At 62.0% G+C, this 15573-nt stretch carries 18 protein-coding genes and 1 pseudogene; 16 read left to right on the top strand and 3 right to left on the bottom strand.

Annotated features, from left to right (window positions below):
• Positions 1–184: pseudogene (locus PMI11_RS38160) on the bottom strand (hypothetical protein); the annotation flags it as partial.
• 332 nt (positions 185–516) lie between these two features.
• On the opposite strand from PMI11_RS38160, the gene PMI11_RS22515 reads away from it, so the two are divergent.
• From PMI11_RS22515 to PMI11_RS22475, 9 genes are all read left to right on the top strand, one after another.
• Positions 517–999 (top strand): MSMEG_0572/Sll0783 family nitrogen starvation response protein, encoded by a 483-nt coding sequence (locus PMI11_RS22515; protein ID WP_007821628.1) that lies wholly within the window; start codon positions 517–519, stop codon positions 997–999.
• Positions 1000–1084: 85 nt separating this feature from the next.
• Complete coding sequence (locus PMI11_RS22510) at positions 1085–2125, top strand: Nit6803 family nitrilase (protein ID WP_007821626.1); 1041 nt, start codon at positions 1085–1087, stop codon at positions 2123–2125.
• Entirely contained in the window at positions 2052–3170 is a 1119-nt protein-coding gene (locus PMI11_RS22505; protein ID WP_037071891.1) for an MSMEG_0568 family radical SAM protein, read from the top strand. The genes PMI11_RS22510 and PMI11_RS22505 overlap by 74 nt, the downstream gene beginning before the upstream one ends.
• Positions 3167–3709, top strand: a complete 543-nt coding sequence (locus PMI11_RS22500) for an MSMEG_0567/Sll0786 family nitrogen starvation N-acetyltransferase (RefSeq protein ID WP_007821621.1) — start codon at positions 3167–3169, stop codon at positions 3707–3709. Before PMI11_RS22505 ends, PMI11_RS22500 begins: the two co-directional genes overlap by 4 nt.
• Positions 3709–4686, top strand: coding sequence for a sll0787 family AIR synthase-like protein (locus PMI11_RS22495; RefSeq protein WP_007821620.1), 978 nt, complete (start codon positions 3709–3711; stop codon positions 4684–4686). The genes PMI11_RS22500 and PMI11_RS22495 overlap by 1 nt, the downstream gene beginning before the upstream one ends.
• Positions 4683–6026: an MSMEG_0565 family glycosyltransferase gene (locus tag PMI11_RS22490; RefSeq protein ID WP_007821618.1), complete on the top strand. Its 1344-nt coding sequence runs from the start codon at positions 4683–4685 to the stop codon at positions 6024–6026. Before PMI11_RS22495 ends, PMI11_RS22490 begins: the two co-directional genes overlap by 4 nt.
• A complete protein-coding gene (locus PMI11_RS22485) occupies positions 6019–6306 on the top strand; it encodes an MSMEG_0570 family nitrogen starvation response protein (protein ID WP_007821616.1) in 288 nt (95 codons plus the stop codon). The genes PMI11_RS22490 and PMI11_RS22485 overlap by 8 nt, the downstream gene beginning before the upstream one ends.
• A gap of 14 nt (positions 6307–6320) precedes the next feature.
• Entirely contained in the window at positions 6321–7595 is a 1275-nt protein-coding gene (locus tag PMI11_RS22480; RefSeq protein WP_007821614.1) for an MSMEG_0569 family flavin-dependent oxidoreductase, read from the top strand.
• Positions 7596–7597: 2 nt separating this feature from the next.
• Positions 7598–8455 (top strand): Pnap_2097 family protein, encoded by an 858-nt coding sequence (locus tag PMI11_RS22475; RefSeq protein WP_007821612.1) that lies wholly within the window; start codon positions 7598–7600, stop codon positions 8453–8455.
• On the opposite strand, the gene PMI11_RS22470 is transcribed toward PMI11_RS22475, so the two are convergent.
• Positions 8433–9872 (bottom strand): aminotransferase-like domain-containing protein, encoded by a 1440-nt coding sequence (locus PMI11_RS22470; protein ID WP_037071890.1) that lies wholly within the window; start codon positions 9870–9872, stop codon positions 8433–8435. The genes PMI11_RS22475 and PMI11_RS22470 overlap by 23 nt on opposite strands.
• An 87-nt stretch (positions 9873–9959) precedes the next feature.
• Between PMI11_RS22470 and PMI11_RS22465 the strand changes: the two genes are divergently transcribed.
• The 5 genes from PMI11_RS22465 (at position 9960) to PMI11_RS22445 (ending at position 13194) form a co-directional block, all read left to right on the top strand.
• Positions 9960–10823 carry a DMT family transporter gene (locus PMI11_RS22465; protein ID WP_007821610.1) on the top strand — a complete coding sequence of 288 codons (864 nt, stop codon included), beginning with the start codon at positions 9960–9962 and terminating at the stop codon, positions 10821–10823.
• 44 nt (positions 10824–10867) lie between these two features.
• Positions 10868–11584, top strand: coding sequence for a class I SAM-dependent methyltransferase (locus PMI11_RS22460; RefSeq protein ID WP_007821608.1), 717 nt, complete (start codon positions 10868–10870; stop codon positions 11582–11584).
• A gap of 90 nt (positions 11585–11674) precedes the next feature.
• A complete protein-coding gene (locus PMI11_RS22455) occupies positions 11675–12364 on the top strand; it encodes a glutathione S-transferase family protein (RefSeq protein WP_007821606.1) in 690 nt (229 codons plus the stop codon).
• A gap of 24 nt (positions 12365–12388) precedes the next feature.
• Positions 12389–12733, top strand: coding sequence for an ArsR/SmtB family transcription factor (locus PMI11_RS22450; protein ID WP_007821604.1), 345 nt, complete (start codon positions 12389–12391; stop codon positions 12731–12733).
• Complete coding sequence (locus PMI11_RS22445) at positions 12733–13194, top strand: SRPBCC domain-containing protein (RefSeq protein WP_007821601.1); 462 nt, start codon at positions 12733–12735, stop codon at positions 13192–13194. The genes PMI11_RS22450 and PMI11_RS22445 overlap by 1 nt, the downstream gene beginning before the upstream one ends.
• Here PMI11_RS22445 and PMI11_RS22440 read toward each other — a convergent pair.
• Entirely contained in the window at positions 13181–13801 is a 621-nt protein-coding gene (locus PMI11_RS22440) for a CGNR zinc finger domain-containing protein (protein WP_007821600.1), read from the bottom strand. The two genes, PMI11_RS22445 and PMI11_RS22440, sit on opposite strands and share 14 nt — an antisense overlap.
• 161 nt (positions 13802–13962) lie before the next feature.
• On the opposite strand from PMI11_RS22440, the gene PMI11_RS22435 reads away from it, so the two are divergent.
• Positions 13963–14673 carry an alpha/beta fold hydrolase gene (locus PMI11_RS22435; protein ID WP_007821599.1) on the top strand — a complete coding sequence of 237 codons (711 nt, stop codon included), beginning with the start codon at positions 13963–13965 and terminating at the stop codon, positions 14671–14673.
• A gap of 57 nt (positions 14674–14730) precedes the next feature.
• Complete coding sequence (locus PMI11_RS22430; protein WP_007821598.1) at positions 14731–15570, top strand: alpha/beta fold hydrolase; 840 nt, start codon at positions 14731–14733, stop codon at positions 15568–15570.
• Positions 15571–15573 lie beyond the last annotated feature (3 nt).

Here is a 15573-nt window from a genome sequence, read left to right as displayed (position 1 = left end):
GATAGAGGAGGTCCACCGCCAGCACACCGCTTCTCAGATCCATCTCGATCAGATCGGCAATTGCCATGTAGCGGGGGCTGGAGGAGCGGCTGAGATCGGGATGCCAGTCTTTCATTTCATGTTCCGCAATTCGTGATCGACGCAGAGGGGGATTCCCGTCGACATTGACCGTATATTGTTGCACATTTCGTCTGTCACGCAAAAACAGCGTCGCGCCTACGTGCGCCAGACGACTGAATGCCGCATGCAAGCATGATATAATCGGCATCGCGCATAGCATCAATATATTGATGGCATTTTGACTGCATTCATTTCGATCTCTTCTGCATTCATTTTTTGCACGTAAATGCCTGCCCATTCGGCGCGAAATTCACTCCTCCCCAAAATTGAATGTATAATTGAATGTTTTCTGGCATGAATTGACCGCTATTTGTGCAAAGTCAATTTGGCACGATGCTTGCAATTCAATGGCTGTACCCCGCGAGAGGGGCCTGATTTCAAACACAGGAGCCATTCATGCCCGCAGTTACCGCACCGGCCCACGCAGATGGAGACTTCTTCGTCGATTACGAGGAGAAGGTCTTTGAAGACGTCCAGGCCAAGGAGGGTGACAAAGCCCTCATCACCTTTCACACCGTCGCCTTCGAAGGGTCGATCGGCCTTGTGAACCTGCTGCAGGCCAAGCGCCTGAAGCGCAAGGGCTTCGAAACCTCCGTGCTTCTCTATGGCCCCGGTGTCACGCTCGGCGTGCAGCGCGGCTTTCCCAAACTCGGCGCGGAAGCCTTTCCCGGCCATCTGAACTTCAACAATCAGATCAAAGGATTCCTGGAAGAAGGCGGCAAGGTCTATGCCTGCCGCTTCGCGCTGCAGGCACTCTATGGCCATGGTGAACAAGCCTTAATCCCCGGCATCCGCCCGATCAGTCCACTCGATGTGCTGGACCTGATCTTGATCCACCGCCGCGACGGCGCCTTCATCCTCGATACCTGGACGCTCTGACCCGGCGGGAACGCTGTCATCAGCCGCGTTCGGGAGGCGGAGTTCCCCTCCTCCGCCTCCCTCACACCATCAGAAGGATTTCGCCATGGAAAAGAAAATGACCGTCCGGGCCGCAGCCGCGCAGATCGCGCCGGATCTGACCTCGCGCGAAAAGACGCTGGCGCGCGTGCTGGAGACAATTGCCGAAGCCGCTACCAAGGGTGCCGAGATCATCGTCTTTCCGGAGACCTTCGTTCCCTGGTACCCCTATTTCTCATTCGTGCTGCCGCCGGTTCTATCGGGCCGCGAGCATCTGCGCCTTTATGAAGAAGCAGTCACCGTTCCGAGTGCGGCAACCGATGCGGTTGCGGCGGCTGCCCGCGAACATGGCATCGTCGTGGCACTCGGCGTCAACGAGCGCGATCACGGCTCACTCTATAATACCCAACTGCTCTTCGATGCCGATGGCAGGCTCATCCTCAAGCGCCGCAAGATCACGCCGACCTACCATGAGCGGATGATCTGGGGCCAGGGCGATGCCTCCGGCCTCACGGTCGTCGATAGCAGTATCGGGCGGCTCGGCGCCCTTGCCTGCTGGGAGCATTACAATCCCCTCGCCCGCTATGCGCTGATGGCCCAGCACGAGGAAATCCACATCGCCCAGTTTCCGGGCTCGATGGTCGGGCCGATCTTTGCCGAGCAGATGGAGGTGACGATCCGCCACCATGCGCTCGAAAGCGGCTGCTTCGTCGTCAATGCCACGGGATGGCTGACCGAAGAGCAGATCAATTCCATTACCCCCGATCAAGGCCTGCAGAAGGCACTGCGCGGCGGCTGCATGACGGCGATCATTTCGCCCGAGGGCAAGCACCTGGCGCCACCGATCACCGAGGGCGAAGGCATCCTGATCGCCGATCTCGACATGAGCCTGATCACCAAGCGCAAGCGGATGATGGATTCGGTCGGCCACTACGCCCGCCCGGAACTGCTGCATCTCGTCATGGACGGCCGCGCCACCCAACCGATGGTCGGCTCCGCACATTCCTTCCAAACAGACACAGGGAGCAACACCGATGGACAATACGACGTTTCTGCCGACCGAGACTCTGATCAACGAGTTGCAGTCCTTCGGAGCCAGGCTCGTTGATCCCAAGGCCGGCCATGAGAGCCGCCGCGGCGGCGCCGGCCCGTCCGACCACAAGGCGCTGACCATCGACGGCATGACCGTGATGGTACCGGTTCATACCGCACCGGCCTTCGAGAGCCCCTATCTGGTCGATCAACCCGATGAGGCGGGCAAGAGCCGTATCAGCCGCGATGGGCGCGTGCTCGGCGAAGTGTCCTTCCCGCTGCGCCCGCGTTTCTACGAGCGCAGCACGGCCGATGGCATTCCCTATTCGCAGATCGCCGTTCTGCATGGCCGCGACGTGCTGGCGACCACGGTGCTGCAGACCTGCATCCGCTATCAGAGCCGCACCAAGACCTGTCAGTTCTGCGCCATCGGCCAGTCGCTGGCGGCCGGCCGCACCGTCGCCCACAAGACGCCGGAACAACTGGCGGAAGTCGCCAAGGCTGCCGTCGAGCTCGACGGCGTCAAGCATATGGTGATGACGACGGGCACGCCGAGGGGGCCGGATCGCGGCGCATCGATCCTTGCCGACAGCGCCCGCGCCATCAAGGCGGCCGTCGACCTGCCGATCCAGGCGCAGTGCGAACCGCCGGAAGACGACATCTGGTTCTCGATCATGAAGGAAGCCGGGGTCGATGCTCTCGGCATGCATCTCGAAGTCGTCACGCCGGCACTGCGCGAACGCATCATGCCCGGCAAGGCGCAGGTGCCGATTTCAAAATACATGACCTCCTTCACGGCGGCCGTCGAGGTCTTCGGACGCGGCCAGGTCTCGACCTATATTCTTGCCGGCCTCGGCGATACGCGCGAGGCGATCCTCGATATCTGCGAAAAGCTTGTTGCCATCGGCGTCTATCCTTTCGTCGTGCCCTTCGTGCCGATCTCGGGAACGCCGCTCGAAAGCCATTCGGCGCCGAAGCCGGATTTCATGCATTCGATTCTCGGTCCGCTCTCCAAGATGCTGGTCGATAGTGGCCTGAAGGCAGTCGACATCAAGGCCGGCTGCGGCAAATGCGGCGCCTGCTCTGCCCTTTCCTCCTATGAAAGGATGCTGACCAAATGATGCTTGAGCCTTTTGCGCCTTACCGCGCCAGCGAATTCCAGGTGAAGTTTTCGACCTCGGACTGGGAACGGCAGGAAGCGCATGCGCTGCGCCGCGCCGTCTTCTGCGAGGAGCAGAAGATCTTCGCGAGCGACGACCGCGATGCGACTGACGATCACGCCATCCCGATCGTGGCGCTGTCGATGATGGGTGTCGCCGCCGACAGGCTGGTCGGCACGGTGCGCATTCATCAGGAAGAGCCCGGTCTCTGGTGGGGTTCGCGGCTGGCGGTACACGAGGATTTCCGCAAGATCGGCGCGCTTGGCGCAACGCTGATCCGGCTTGCCGTCTCCTCCGCCAATGCGATGGGCTGCCACACGTTTCTCGCCAATGTGCAGGTGCAGAACGGGTTGCTGTTCCGGCGACTGCATTGGGATGTGATCGAGGAATTCGAGGTCTACGGCAAGCCGCATCTCAGAATGAAGGCGGATCTTGCCTGGTACCCGCCCTGCCCGACGCCGGAAACCGGGCTGGTGGCGCTCGCCAGGAAGGCAGCGTGATGGGCGACAGGATCGACATCAAGGCGCTGGCAGCCAAGCTTTCCGCCTCCTCCGGCATCGCCGCCAAGGCGGATATCGGCACGGTTGCCGCCAGCCTCGGCCTCGCCGGCCAACCGGTAGCGGTGGGTGACGATTGTGCGGCGCTGCCCGATGGCGACGGCTACCTGCTTTTTGCCATCGAGGGCTTCATCAACGAGTTCGTCGCCGCCGATCCCTGGTTTGCCGGCTGGTGCGGGGTGATGGTCAATATTTCCGATGTCGCCGCCATGGGTGGCCGGCCCGTCGCCGTCGTCGATGCCGTCTGGGCGAATGGCGAGGCGGGTGCCGCACCGGTGCTCGAAGGTATGCGGGCGGCGGCGAGAACGTTCGGGGTGCCAATCGTCGGCGGCCATACGAATACCCGCACCGATCGCGGTCAGCTCTCGGTCGCCATTCTCGGCAAGGCGAAGAAGCTGCTGACCAGCTTCGATGCCCAAGCGGGGGATGTGCTGATCGCGGCGATCGATCATCGCGGCCGCTACCGTGAACCTTTCAACAATTGGGAAGCGGCAACAGATGCCCCGTCTGCCCGGCTGCGCGGCGATCTGGAGATCTTGCCCAACATTGCCGAAGCCGGACTCGCACTCGCCGCCAAGGATATCAGCCAGGGCGGCATCATCGGCACGGCGATCATGTTGGCGGAATGTTCCGGGGTCGGCATCGATATCGATATCTCGGCAATCCCGCTGCCGGATGGCGTGGCGCTCGAGCGCTGGTTCGCGACGTTCCCAAGCTTCGGCTACCTGATCTCCACCACGCCCGAAAAGGCCGATGAGTTGATCCTGCGTTTTGCCGCCCGCAATATCAGCGCGGCCGTGATCGCCAATGTCAAAGCTGGCAGCGAAGTGGCGATATCTGATGGCACCGATCGTATTGTGATCCGCGATTATGCCGAGACGCCGCTGCTGCAGCTCGGCCGGCAGGAGGATGCTGCATGAACCGGCCGCTGCGCATCGCCATGCTTTCTCACTCCACCAACCCGCGCGGCGGCGTGGTGCACGCCATGCAGCTTTCGGAGGCGCTGACGGACCTCGGCCATGAGGTCGTGCTGCATGCGCCGGATGCGAAGGGGACGGGATTTTTTCGTACGCCGGCCTGTGGTGCAGTGCTAGTGCCGGCTACGCAGGTTTCTCCCTTCTCCCCGGCGGGGAGAAGGTGGCCCGAAGGGTCGGATGAGGGGGCCGCGGATGCGGAGTCTGCCTCTCGCCTGCCGCTCGAGGCGTCGCTTCGCTCCTCCCCCTCATCTGCCCTGCGGGCATTGACCGGGGTTGAGCCACTGGTCTCAACCCGTCCTTCGGACCCCCGCCGGGGAAAAGGGGGAGCCGCCGAGATGACCGCAATGGTCGAGCAGCGGATCACCGATTATATCCGCTATTTCGAAAACCCTGCGGCTCGCGGTTTCGATATCTACCACGCCCATGACGGCATTTCCGGCAATGCGCTGGCGACCTTGAAGGAGCGCGGGCTCATCCCTCGCTTCGTCCGCACCGTCCACCATATCGACCAGTTCACCGACATCAGGCTGATGGAGCTGCAGGACCGATCCATCGACCGGGCCGACTTGTTCTTCACCGTCAGTTCGATGTGGTGCAAGACGCTCAAGGAAACACGCGGCATCAGCTCCACCGTCGTCGGCAATGGCGTCGACACCAAGCGCTTCTCTCCCACCGCCGACGGCACTGCGCTGCGCAGCAAACTCGCCTTGCCGGATGGCCCTGTTTTCCTCGCTGTCGGCGGTATCGAGGCGCGCAAGAATACGATCGCCATGCTGGAAGCCTTCGGCCAAGTGCGCGCCATCCGCCCGGATGCGCAATTCGTCATCGCCGGCGGTGCTTCGCTGCTCGATCATCGCGGCTATCAGGGCGAGTTCCGCGCCGTGCTTGCCTCGCTCGGCGAACATGCGGCTGCCGTCCATATCCTCGGCACGGTTGCCGACGAGGACATGCCGGCGCTTTACCGGCTCGCCGATACGCTGGTCTTCGCCTCGGTCAAGGAAGGTTTCGGCCTCGTGGTGCTGGAGGCGATGGCGAGCGGCGTTCCCGTTGTCGTCTCCTCGATCGCGCCCTTTACCGAATATCTCGGCCCTGAAGACGTCGTCTGGTGCGATCCGCACAATGCCGCCTCTATCGCCGAGGCCATGGCGATTTCGCTCATGCCGCCGGTGCGCGCCGGGCTTATCCCGCACGGGCTGAAGCTTGCCGCCCATCACGGCTGGCAGCGTACGGCTGCCGCGCATCTCCAAGCCTACGAAACATTGAAGGAGCCTGCCCATGCCTGAAATGCGTTTCGTCATCGCCTGGCCGGATGGCCGCGAGGAGACCTGTTATTCGCCCTCGCTCGTCATCCGGGATTTCTTCGAGGAAGGCCAGACCTATCCGATCCGCGATTTCCTTGACCGCAGCCGCAAGGCGCTGACCATCGCCAGCGACCGGGTGGAGGCGAAATACGGCTATCCGTGTTCGCTCGCCCGCGGCCAGCTCGCCCGCATCGAGGAGGCGGGCTCCCTCTTTCTTGCCGACGTCGATGCCCGCGTGCGCTGCGAAAATTTCATTCTCTGAAAGGAACCCGACCCATGACCTTTTCCCTCAAGCCGCATTACAGCGCCGTCGTCATCGGCGGCGGTCAGGCCGGGCTTTCGGCCAGCCACTATCTTGGAAAATACGGCATCGACCACGTCGTCTTCGAGAAGAAGACCGTGGCGCATAAATGGAAGAACGAGCGCTGGGACGCCTTCTGCCTGGTGACGCCGAACTGGCAGTGCCAGCTGCCCGACCACCCCTATGATGGCGATGATCCGCATGGTTTCATGGTGAAAGATGAGATCCTCGCCTATGTCGATCGTTTCGTGAAAAAGGTGAACGCGCCCGTGCTGGAAGGCACGACGGTCACCTCGCTGGAAAAGGCCGGCGATCTCTTCAGGCTCTCGACTTCGGCGGGATCGCTTACCGCCGACAGCGTCATTATCGCCACCAGCCTCTACAGCGCGCCGGCGATCCCACGCGCCGCCGAACGCCTGCCGGATGATATCCTGCAGATCCATACCGCTGACTATCGCAATCCCGGCCAGCTGCCCGAGGGCGCCGTCGTCGTCGTCGGCTCCGGCCAGTCCGGTTGCCAGATCGCCGAGGACCTGCATCTTGCCGGCCGCAAGGTGCATATGGTCACCGGCAATGCACCACGCTGCGCCCGTTTCTATCGCGGCCGCGATGTGGTCGACTGGCTCGCCGATGTCGGCCAATACGACATCACTGTCGAACATGACGGCATGACCAAGAAGAAGCACGACACCAACCACTATCTGACCGGCCGCGACGGCGGGCGCGATATCGATCTGCGCAAATTCGCGCTGGAGGGCATGTCGCTTTATGGGCGCATGGAGAGTGTTTCGAGTGGGCGGATGCTGTTCGAGCCGAATCTGAAGGCCAATCTCGACAATGCCGACCGCGTCTATAACGGCATCAATGCGCTGATCGACCGGCATATTGACGAAAAGGGTATAGATGCGCCGCCGGCCAGCGTCTACGCGCCGCTCTGGGAGCCGGAAAGCGAGCCGGCGGAACTTAACCTCAAGGCGGAGGGTGTCACGTCGGTGATCTGGGCAACCGGCTTTTCGCCCGACTGGTCCTATGTCGGCCTGCCGATCTTCGACGGCACCGGCTATCCGGTGCAGCGGCGCGGCGTGACTGGCATCGACGGCGTCTATGTTCTCGGCCTGCCCTGGCTCTGGACCTGGGGTTCCGGCCGGTTCCTGGCCGTCGGCAAGGATGCCGAGCATGTGGTGAACCACCTCACCGGCCATCTGGAGGCGGCTGCCCGGCCAGCCCTGAAACAGGCGGCAAGCGCTTGAACATGAATGTCGCGATCCTCGATTTTCATCCACCAGAGCCTTCTGCGCGCGAGTTGATGGAGCAAGCGCTTGCGCCCCACATGCTCATCGGCATGCCGCACCTGACGCCCACGGGCCTCTCGGAAACTTGGGTGATGAAGGATCTCGGGCATCGCCACTGGCTGATGCTCGCGCGCCATCTCGGGATGGAGAATGCCGATTTCCGCACGCCTGATGGCGGCGAGGCCTATGCGGCGATCTGCGCGACGTCGCTGGAGGATGCGAATTTCGGCGCGGTTCGCGCCAATGACGTTTTGACGATACGCTCGACACTGTCGCCCATCTCGCGCACCCAGGTTTCAACCCGCCACCGGCTTTTCGTGCGTGGCAACCTGATCGGCGAGGTGGAGCTTATTTCCACATTCGTCTGCCGGATGCGGGAGGGCGACAATTATTCGATCGCCCGAGTTCCCTTGCCCGGACTGGCGGCGACTGCGGAGGACAATGCGCTGGCAAGGACGGCAGCATTGCTGCGCGCCGGCACGCTGGAGGCGCATTTCGGCCTGCCTGCCAACCCGGCCAAGGCACTGCGCGGCTTTCGCTTCGAGCCGGATGCGTCGCAGGAGTTCAACGGCGCCGGGCTCTTCTACTTCGCCGAATTCCAGGCGCTGGCCGACCGCGCCTTCGGGCGTTGGTTTCCCGAGCTTTCGCAGGTGTCTCGGCGTGAGATCTTCTTTTCCGGCAATATCCGGGCGGGCGAAGCCGTGCGGGTGGAGTTGATGGCGCTTTCTCCCGATCGGCGGCAAGCCCTCTGCCGGCTGCGGCGGGAAGAGGATGGCAAGGTGATCGGCAAAGCCTTCATGGAGTGGCAGGCGGACTAATTGATGCCTGCCGGAGCGCATCCCGAAGCACGTCAAACACCCTGTTGTCCAATGTCTGGGAGACGTTGAAGCGCATGAAGCCGGTGGCCGATTGCGACAGGCTGAAGGCGTTGCCCGGCGCGAGCACGACATTCTGGGCGAGCGCGGCACGCGCCACTGCCGCAGCATCCAGACCATCCGGCAGGTGGCACCAGAGGAACATGCCGGCCTGCGGCTCCAGCCAGGGGCGAATCCCCAGAGGCTTCAGCCAGGCCGTCACTTCGAACATCGCCTTGGCAAGACGGCTGCGCAGGCCGTCGGCATGTTTGCGGTAACTGCCGTCGCTGAGCACACCAAGCACCAGTTCGGCATTCAGCCGAGCGCCGCCGAAGGAGGTGGCAATCTTGAGGTCGATCAGGCCTTCGATCCATTCCGGCCGCGCCGCGATGAAGCCGCAGCGCGCGGCGGCTGAGAGCGTTTTCGAAAAGCTGCCGATATGGATGACGCGATCGAGGCCGTCGAAGGCGGCAAGGCGCGGAGCCGGCGTCAGTTCGAAATCGGCGAAAATATCGTCCTCGATGATGGTGAGGCCATGCTGTTCGGCAAGCTTCAGGAGCCGATGCGCGGTAACAGGCGACAGCGTGGCGCCGGTCGGATTGTGGATCGCCGAATTGGTGATGTAGAGGCGCGGCCGGTGCTCGGTAAGCGCTGCGGCGAAGAGCTCGATATCGGGACCTGAGGGCGTGTAGGGAACGCTGACGACCTTGGCGCGATGGGCTCGGAGCAGCGCATGGAAGTTGAAATAACAGGGATCGTCGACCAGCACGGTATCGCCCGGCTCGATGAGAAAACGGCAAAGGAAATCGATCGCCTGTGTGCCGGATTCCGTCAGCATGACCTGGTCCGGCGACGCCTCGATGCCGCGCTCCGCCGCGCGGCGTGCAATCAGCTGGCGCAGTGGCTTGAGTCCAAGAGGCGCGCCGTAATCGGATAGGCTTGCTGCATCGGCGCGCGACAGGGATCGAAGGGTTCGGCGGATCGCCTCTTCCGGAAGCCATGCGGGCGGCAGCCAGCCGCAGCCGGGCTTGAGATCGGTTTCCCGCGCCTCCAGCGATTGCCGCGATACCCAGAAGGGATCGACGGCACGGTCGAGCTTAGGGCCGATATCAGCAAGCGAGAGCGGAGCCGTCTGGCTGGCGACATAAAAGCCGGAACCGGGGCGCGAGAGGATCGCGCCTTCGGCGACCAGCCGCTCATAGGCATCCACCACCGTCGAGGCCGAGACTTTCAAGGTTCCCGACAGGCTGCGGATCGAGGGCAGCTTGGCGCCGGGCGTGAGGCTGCGGCCGGCAATGCGCTGGCGGATCGTCGCCATCACCATGCCAACCCGGCTGCCTGCTTGTATCTGCTCGTCCATCCGTACTGGTTCCCTAACCATAACAGTTTCGATAAACTGTATCGAACTGTGGCTGGCAGCGCCAGTGCGAACGGCGGATAAGCATGGGGCAAACAAAGGAGTGCCTACATGGATCGCACAGCGACCGGATGGATCAATGGTTTTATCGGCGTGCTGATCTTCAGCGGATCGCTGCCGGCCACGCGCGTGGCCGTCATGCAGCTCGATCCGGTGTTCCTGACGGTGGCGCGAGCGGCGATTGCCGGCATCCTTGCGCTTTGCCTGCTGATCGTCTTCCGTGAGAAACGGCCTTCGCGGCAGGATCTCATCTCGCTCGTCGTCATAGCGCTCGGCGTCGTCGTTGGCTTCCCGCTGCTGACGGCGCTGGCGCTGCAGCATGTGACCTCGGCGCATTCCATCGTCTTCATTGGCCTACTGCCGCTGGCGACCGCGATCTTCGGGGTCATCAGGGGCGGCGAAAGGCCGAAGCCGGCCTTCTGGCTCTTCTCGCTGCTCGGCAGCGCATTGGTAGCGGGCTTTGCGCTGGCGCAGGGGCTGACCGCCTCGCCTGTTGGCGATGCGCTGATGCTGGCCGCAGTCATCGTCTGCGGGCTTGGCTATGCCGAGGGTGCTCGGCTTTCGCGCCGGCTCGGCGGCTGGCAGGTGATCTCCTGGGCGCTGGTGGTGTCGTTGCCGGTCATGATCGTCGCCGCCATCCTCTACAGGCCGCCGAGCTTTGCCGAGATCCAGACGCCGGCCATGCTGGGCCTTGCCTATGTCTCACTCTTCAGCATGCTGATCGGCTTCATCTTCTGGTATCGCGGGCTTGCACAGGGCGGCATTGCTGCCGTCGGACAGCTGCAGTTGCTTCAGCCTTTCTTTGGCCTGGCGCTTGCCGCGACGCTGCTGCGCGAAACCGTGAGCTGGTCCATGCTTGCGGTGACCGTCGCTGTCATTCTCTGCGTAGCCGGGGCACGCAAGTTCGCAAAATAGGTCGAAAATTGACAGCTCTCGCATCCTGTAATAATTAAAGTTACATGATGCGAGATCACAATTACCCTAGCCTGCCCACACCTCACAAGACGGCATCTGCCTTTACCGGCGATGCCGTCAAATCCTATCTCGAAGGGCCGCCGCGGCAGGTTCCCGGCTTATCAAGCCTGCACCGGATGGCGACGATGCTGATGGCGGAGCGGACGCCTGACAATGGCCGCGTGCTCGTGCTCGGCGCCGGCGGCGGACTGGAGCTCAAGGCTTTTGCCGAGGCGCATGAGGGCTGGACTTTTGATGGCGTCGATCCCTCTGCCGACATGCTGCAACTGGCGCGGCAGGTTGCCGGAGAACACGGCAGTCGCATCGGTTTTCACCAGGGCGGCATCGATAGCGCGCCCGAAGGCCCCTTCGATGCCGCCGTCTGCCTGCTGACCTTCCACCACATCCCCGTCGAGCAACGGCCTGAAATACTTCAGCAAATTCGCCGCCGACTGAAAGCCGGTGCGCCGTTTGTTGTTGCGCATATGAGTTTCCCACAGGACGAGCCGGAGCGGTCGATGTGGATCGATCGCCATATCGCCTATGGCGCTCCTGACGGAGGAGACCCTTCCCGGCAGGAGAATGCGCGCACGGCCATGCGCGAGAGGCTGCATATCCTCGCTCCTGATGATGAGGAGGCCATGTTGCGTATGGCAGGCTTTTCGGATGTCAGCCTATTCTACGCCGCCTTCAGCTTCAGGGGATGGGTGGCATACGCATAGGCCCACAGAAACTTTCCAGTTTTGGAAAGTATCTTGTGTGACAATAGCGACCGAGATATAGTTTCCGAAATTGGAAACTATAGGTGCCGTATGACGCTGACCCTTTATCTGCATCCGCTGGCCTCCTTCTGTCACAAGGTGCTGATCGCGCTGTATGAGAACGAGACCGCGTTCGACAGCCGGATCGTCAATTTTGCCGATCCGGACTCGGCCGCGGCCCTGCTCGACAAATGGCCGGTCGGCAAGATTCCGATCCTGCATGATGAGGCGACCGGGCGTACGGTCCCGGAGACGAGCATCATCATCGAATACCTGCAGGCCCATTATCCGGGGCCGGTGCGGATGCTGCCCAATGACCCGGAAGCACTGCTGCAGGTGCGGCTCTGGGACCGGTTCTACGATCTCTATGTCAGCGTGCCGATGCAGAAGATCGTCACCGACAGAATCCGGCCTGCGGACGCCCATGATCCGCATGGCGTCACTGAGGCGAGAGGGATGCTTGATCAGGCCTATAAGATGATCGAGACGCATATGCAGGGAAGGCTCTGGGCAACGGGTGATGATTTCACCATGGCCGATTGCGCGGCTCTGCCGGGGCTGTTCTTTGCTTCCATAGTGCATCCGTTCACCGCTCAGCAGCAGGCGCTTTCCTCCTATCTGGAGCGTCTGTTACAACGTGCTTCCGTCAAACGCGTGCTGGCCGAAGCGCAGCCCTATTTCTCGATGTTTCCCTATCGGGAGGCGATGCCAGCGCGTTATCTTGAAGCCGCGACATCTTGAGGCCGGGACATCTTGAGGCATATGATGGCAGAACTGGCGCCAGCCGAATTCGACCGGATGTTTCAGGCGCTGGCCGATCCCTATCGCCGTGGCTTCGTAGAGCAGCTTGCCAGGGGGCCAGCCTCCGTCACGGAACTGGCGGAACCTGCCGATGTCGGCCTGCCGGCCGTGCTGAAACACCTGCGCATTCTGGAAGAAAGCGGTATTGTCACCTCGGAAAAGGTGGGGCGGGTGCGCACCTATCGCATGCAGCAGCAGGCATTTGGCGCCATCAACCGGTGGATCGAGCAGCGTCAGGCCGAGATGCATGCCGCCTTCGATCGCCTCGCCCTCTTGATGGCGGAAACTCCTGAGGAAAAGGATCACTGATGGGTGTCAGCGTCAATCACCGCACCTTCGTCATCGAACGCGATCTGCCCGGCAGCGTGGCACATGCCTTCCGCTTCTGGTCGGACCATGCGCTGAAACGGCGCTGGACCGCCTGCCATCCCGACTGGCAGGTGATGGAAGATCATTTCGACTTCGAAGTCGGCGGGAGCGAGCGCATGACATGGCGCATGCCCGACGGGACGGAACAGGCGATGCGCGCCTATTATCTCGAAATCCACCCGCGCGAACGCATCGTCTATGCCTATACGATGCTGACGGCGGGCAGGAGCATCTCCTCCTCGCTGGTGACCGTCGAGTTTACCGGGCGTGGCGGCGCGACGCTGATGACATTTACCGAGCAGGCCGTTTTCGGCGACCCTGGAGACGGCGATATCAGAGAGAGCGGCACGGGTATCGGCTTCGACCGGCTTGTCGAAGAAATGAAGGTTACGCCTGCCTGATCCGGTCGCGGTGTGCGGCCTGCTTGGCGCGATTGCCGCACATCGCCATGCTGCACCAGCGCCGGCGATGACCACGGGTATGGTCGGCAAACAGCAGGGTGCAGACTGGTCCTTCGCAGGCCTTCACATTCGAAAAATCCTCGGTACAGACGAAGCGCCCGAGCGCTTCGCCGACCGGTAGCAGCAATGCTTCCGGCGAGCGCCATTTGCGCATCGGCTGGAATTCGAAAACCTCACCCTCATCCGTCCGGCGCGCCACGACGCGGCCGAAACCTTCATCGCGTTCGAGCAGGCGGTTCAACGGTTCCAGCTTGGCCAAGGCATTGGGCTTCAGCGGCTTTCCCTTGCGCTCGCGGACAAAAGTCCGGAACCATTCACGCAGATTCCTCGCCTGATCGGCGACGTTGTCGAATTCGCCCGGCAACGCCTGGGCACGCAGGCTTTCGAGCGTTTCGCGCGGGACGAGCTTTGCCTGCTCGAGCCAGCGCAGCAGGCCCTCCCCGTCCTCTATCCAATCAACAGGCGTGTCGATTGGCGTCGCCACCGAATTCAGGAAATCCAGTGCCAGCGCATCGCCCAGAAACAGGGCGGGAGAGTGATTATCCATGACAAGTCCTATTCCGGCCGCCGACCATAGCTGGAAGGCAGCCTGCTTGAAAACTTGACTCCCATGTAACCTGTCAAAAGGCTGTTGACAAGTTACCTTCTCAGCTAGTAACCGTTCGATATCGCTTTAAACGGTTACAAACCGAACGAAGGAGAAAGCAGATGTCGTCGCAGTCGATTGATCAGCAGACTATGCATATCGTGCTTGTCCATGGCGCCTGGGCCGACGGCTCTGGCTGGGCCAAAGTCATTGCGCCGCTTGTCGCTGAGGGTTTTGCGGTGACAGCAGCGCCGCTACCGATGACCTCCTATGCCGATGACGTTAAAGCCCTTGAGCAGGCGCTGGACCGTGTGGCCGGGCCAGTGCTTCTTGCAGGCCATGCCTATGCCGGAGCGGTTATCGCCGGGGTGCGGAATGAAAATGTGAAAGCACTGGTCTATGTCTCTGCTCTCGTCCCCGATGAGGGAGAGACGGTTGCCGATGTCTTCTATCGCACCGGACTCGATCCGCGGGCGCCGCAGCTTGCGCCTGATGAAAACGGCCTGATCTATTATCCGCATGAGGCCTTTGCCGCGGCCTATGCGCAGAATGCCACGAATGAGGAACTAGTGGTGCTTGCAGCCGTGCAGCGGCCGATCTCGCCTGCCTGCATCACGGCACCGATCGGGCGGCCGCTCTGGAAGGATCGCCCTTCCTGGTTCCTGATCGCCGAGGACGACCGGATGATCGCGGCCGCCAACCAGCGCTTCATGGCTGAGCGTATGCAGGCGATGCAGCGGCCTTTCGCCGTCGATCACACCCCGATGGTCACGGCACCGGAGACGGTACTGCAGGTCATCCGCGAGGCCGCAGCGACAGTGGCCGCAGCCTGAACGACCGACATATCTCCCAACATATCGCCATCCATCTCATCTGAAGGAAACATGACCATGACCAAGATCAGCTACCGTAACACCGCCGTCGACGACATCAAGATCGCCTATCGCGAGGCCGGTACCCAGGGCGCTCCGAAGCTCCTGCTGCTGCATGGCTTCCCGACCTCCGGCCACATGTTCCGCGATCTGATTCCGCTGCTGGCTGATCGCTACCACATCATCGCCCCTGACCTTCCGGGCTTCGGCCAGTCGGACGATCCCGCGGTCAACAGCTTCGACAGCATTGCGGACACGATCGACCGTTTCACCGAGATCGTCGGCTTCGATCGCTACGCCGTCTATGTCTTCGACTACGGCGCGCCGACCGGTTTCCGCCTGGCGGTCAAGCATCCGGAGCGGATCACGGGCATCATTTCGCAGAATGGCAATGCCTATGTCGATGGCCTCAGCGATGCATGGAACCCGGTGCAGGCCTATTGGCAGGATGCGAGCGCAGAAAACCGGGCCGTGCTGAAGGCGTTTCTGGGTCCGGAAACGACGGTCTGGCAGTATACGCATGGCGTTGCCGATCCGACCACGGTTTCGCCCGACGGTTATTCGCTCGACAATTTCTATCTCTCGCGTCCGGGTGCTGAAGATGTGCAGCTCGATCTCATGGGCGACTACAAGAGCAACGTGGCGCTCTACCCGACCTTCCAGGATTACTTCCGCACCCACAAGCCGCGCTTCCTTGCTGTCTGGGGCAAGAATGATCCCTTCTTCCTGCCACCGGGCGCAGAAGCCTTCGCCTGCGACATTCCTGACGCCGTGATCAAATTCTTCGATACCGGCCACTTCGCGCTCGAAACACATGCGGATGAGATTGCTGCGGCTATCCGCGATTTCTTCGGTTGAGGC

Source organism: Rhizobium sp. CF142, assembly GCF_000281145.1.
In the GTDB taxonomy this organism is placed as follows: Bacteria; Pseudomonadota; Alphaproteobacteria; order Rhizobiales; family Rhizobiaceae; genus Rhizobium.
Note: the sequence above shows the minus strand (reverse complement) of the source record. Positions and strands in the feature narration are given on the sequence as shown.

What these genes read in the sequence shown, in the direction of transcription:
- PMI11_RS22515 (WP_007821628.1), top strand. Translation starts at nt 517, where the DNA reads ATGCCCGCAGTTACCGCACCGGCCCACGCAGATGGAGACTTCTTCGTC.
- PMI11_RS22510 (WP_007821626.1), top strand. Translation starts at nt 1,085, where the DNA reads ATGGAAAAGAAAATGACCGTCCGGGCCGCAGCCGCGCAGATCGCGCCG.
- PMI11_RS22505 (WP_037071891.1), top strand. Translation starts at nt 2,052, where the DNA reads ATGGACAATACGACGTTTCTGCCGACCGAGACTCTGATCAACGAGTTG.
- PMI11_RS22500 (WP_007821621.1), top strand. Translation starts at nt 3,167, where the DNA reads ATGATGCTTGAGCCTTTTGCGCCTTACCGCGCCAGCGAATTCCAGGTG.
- PMI11_RS22495 (WP_007821620.1), top strand. Translation starts at nt 3,709, where the DNA reads ATGGGCGACAGGATCGACATCAAGGCGCTGGCAGCCAAGCTTTCCGCC.
- PMI11_RS22490 (WP_007821618.1), top strand. Translation starts at nt 4,683, where the DNA reads ATGAACCGGCCGCTGCGCATCGCCATGCTTTCTCACTCCACCAACCCG.
- PMI11_RS22485 (WP_007821616.1), top strand. Translation starts at nt 6,019, where the DNA reads ATGCCTGAAATGCGTTTCGTCATCGCCTGGCCGGATGGCCGCGAGGAG.
- PMI11_RS22480 (WP_007821614.1), top strand. Translation starts at nt 6,321, where the DNA reads ATGACCTTTTCCCTCAAGCCGCATTACAGCGCCGTCGTCATCGGCGGC.
- PMI11_RS22475 (WP_007821612.1), top strand. Translation starts at nt 7,598, where the DNA reads ATGAATGTCGCGATCCTCGATTTTCATCCACCAGAGCCTTCTGCGCGC.
- PMI11_RS22470 (WP_037071890.1), bottom strand. Translation starts at nt 9,872, where the DNA reads ATGGTTAGGGAACCAGTACGGATGGACGAGCAGATACAAGCAGGCAGC.
- PMI11_RS22465 (WP_007821610.1), top strand. Translation starts at nt 9,960, where the DNA reads ATGGATCGCACAGCGACCGGATGGATCAATGGTTTTATCGGCGTGCTG.
- PMI11_RS22460 (WP_007821608.1), top strand. Translation starts at nt 10,868, where the DNA reads ATGATGCGAGATCACAATTACCCTAGCCTGCCCACACCTCACAAGACG.
- PMI11_RS22455 (WP_007821606.1), top strand. Translation starts at nt 11,675, where the DNA reads ATGACGCTGACCCTTTATCTGCATCCGCTGGCCTCCTTCTGTCACAAG.
- PMI11_RS22450 (WP_007821604.1), top strand. Translation starts at nt 12,389, where the DNA reads ATGGCAGAACTGGCGCCAGCCGAATTCGACCGGATGTTTCAGGCGCTG.
- PMI11_RS22445 (WP_007821601.1), top strand. Translation starts at nt 12,733, where the DNA reads ATGGGTGTCAGCGTCAATCACCGCACCTTCGTCATCGAACGCGATCTG.
- PMI11_RS22440 (WP_007821600.1), bottom strand. Translation starts at nt 13,801, where the DNA reads ATGGATAATCACTCTCCCGCCCTGTTTCTGGGCGATGCGCTGGCACTG.
- PMI11_RS22435 (WP_007821599.1), top strand. Translation starts at nt 13,963, where the DNA reads ATGTCGTCGCAGTCGATTGATCAGCAGACTATGCATATCGTGCTTGTC.
- PMI11_RS22430 (WP_007821598.1), top strand. Translation starts at nt 14,731, where the DNA reads ATGACCAAGATCAGCTACCGTAACACCGCCGTCGACGACATCAAGATC.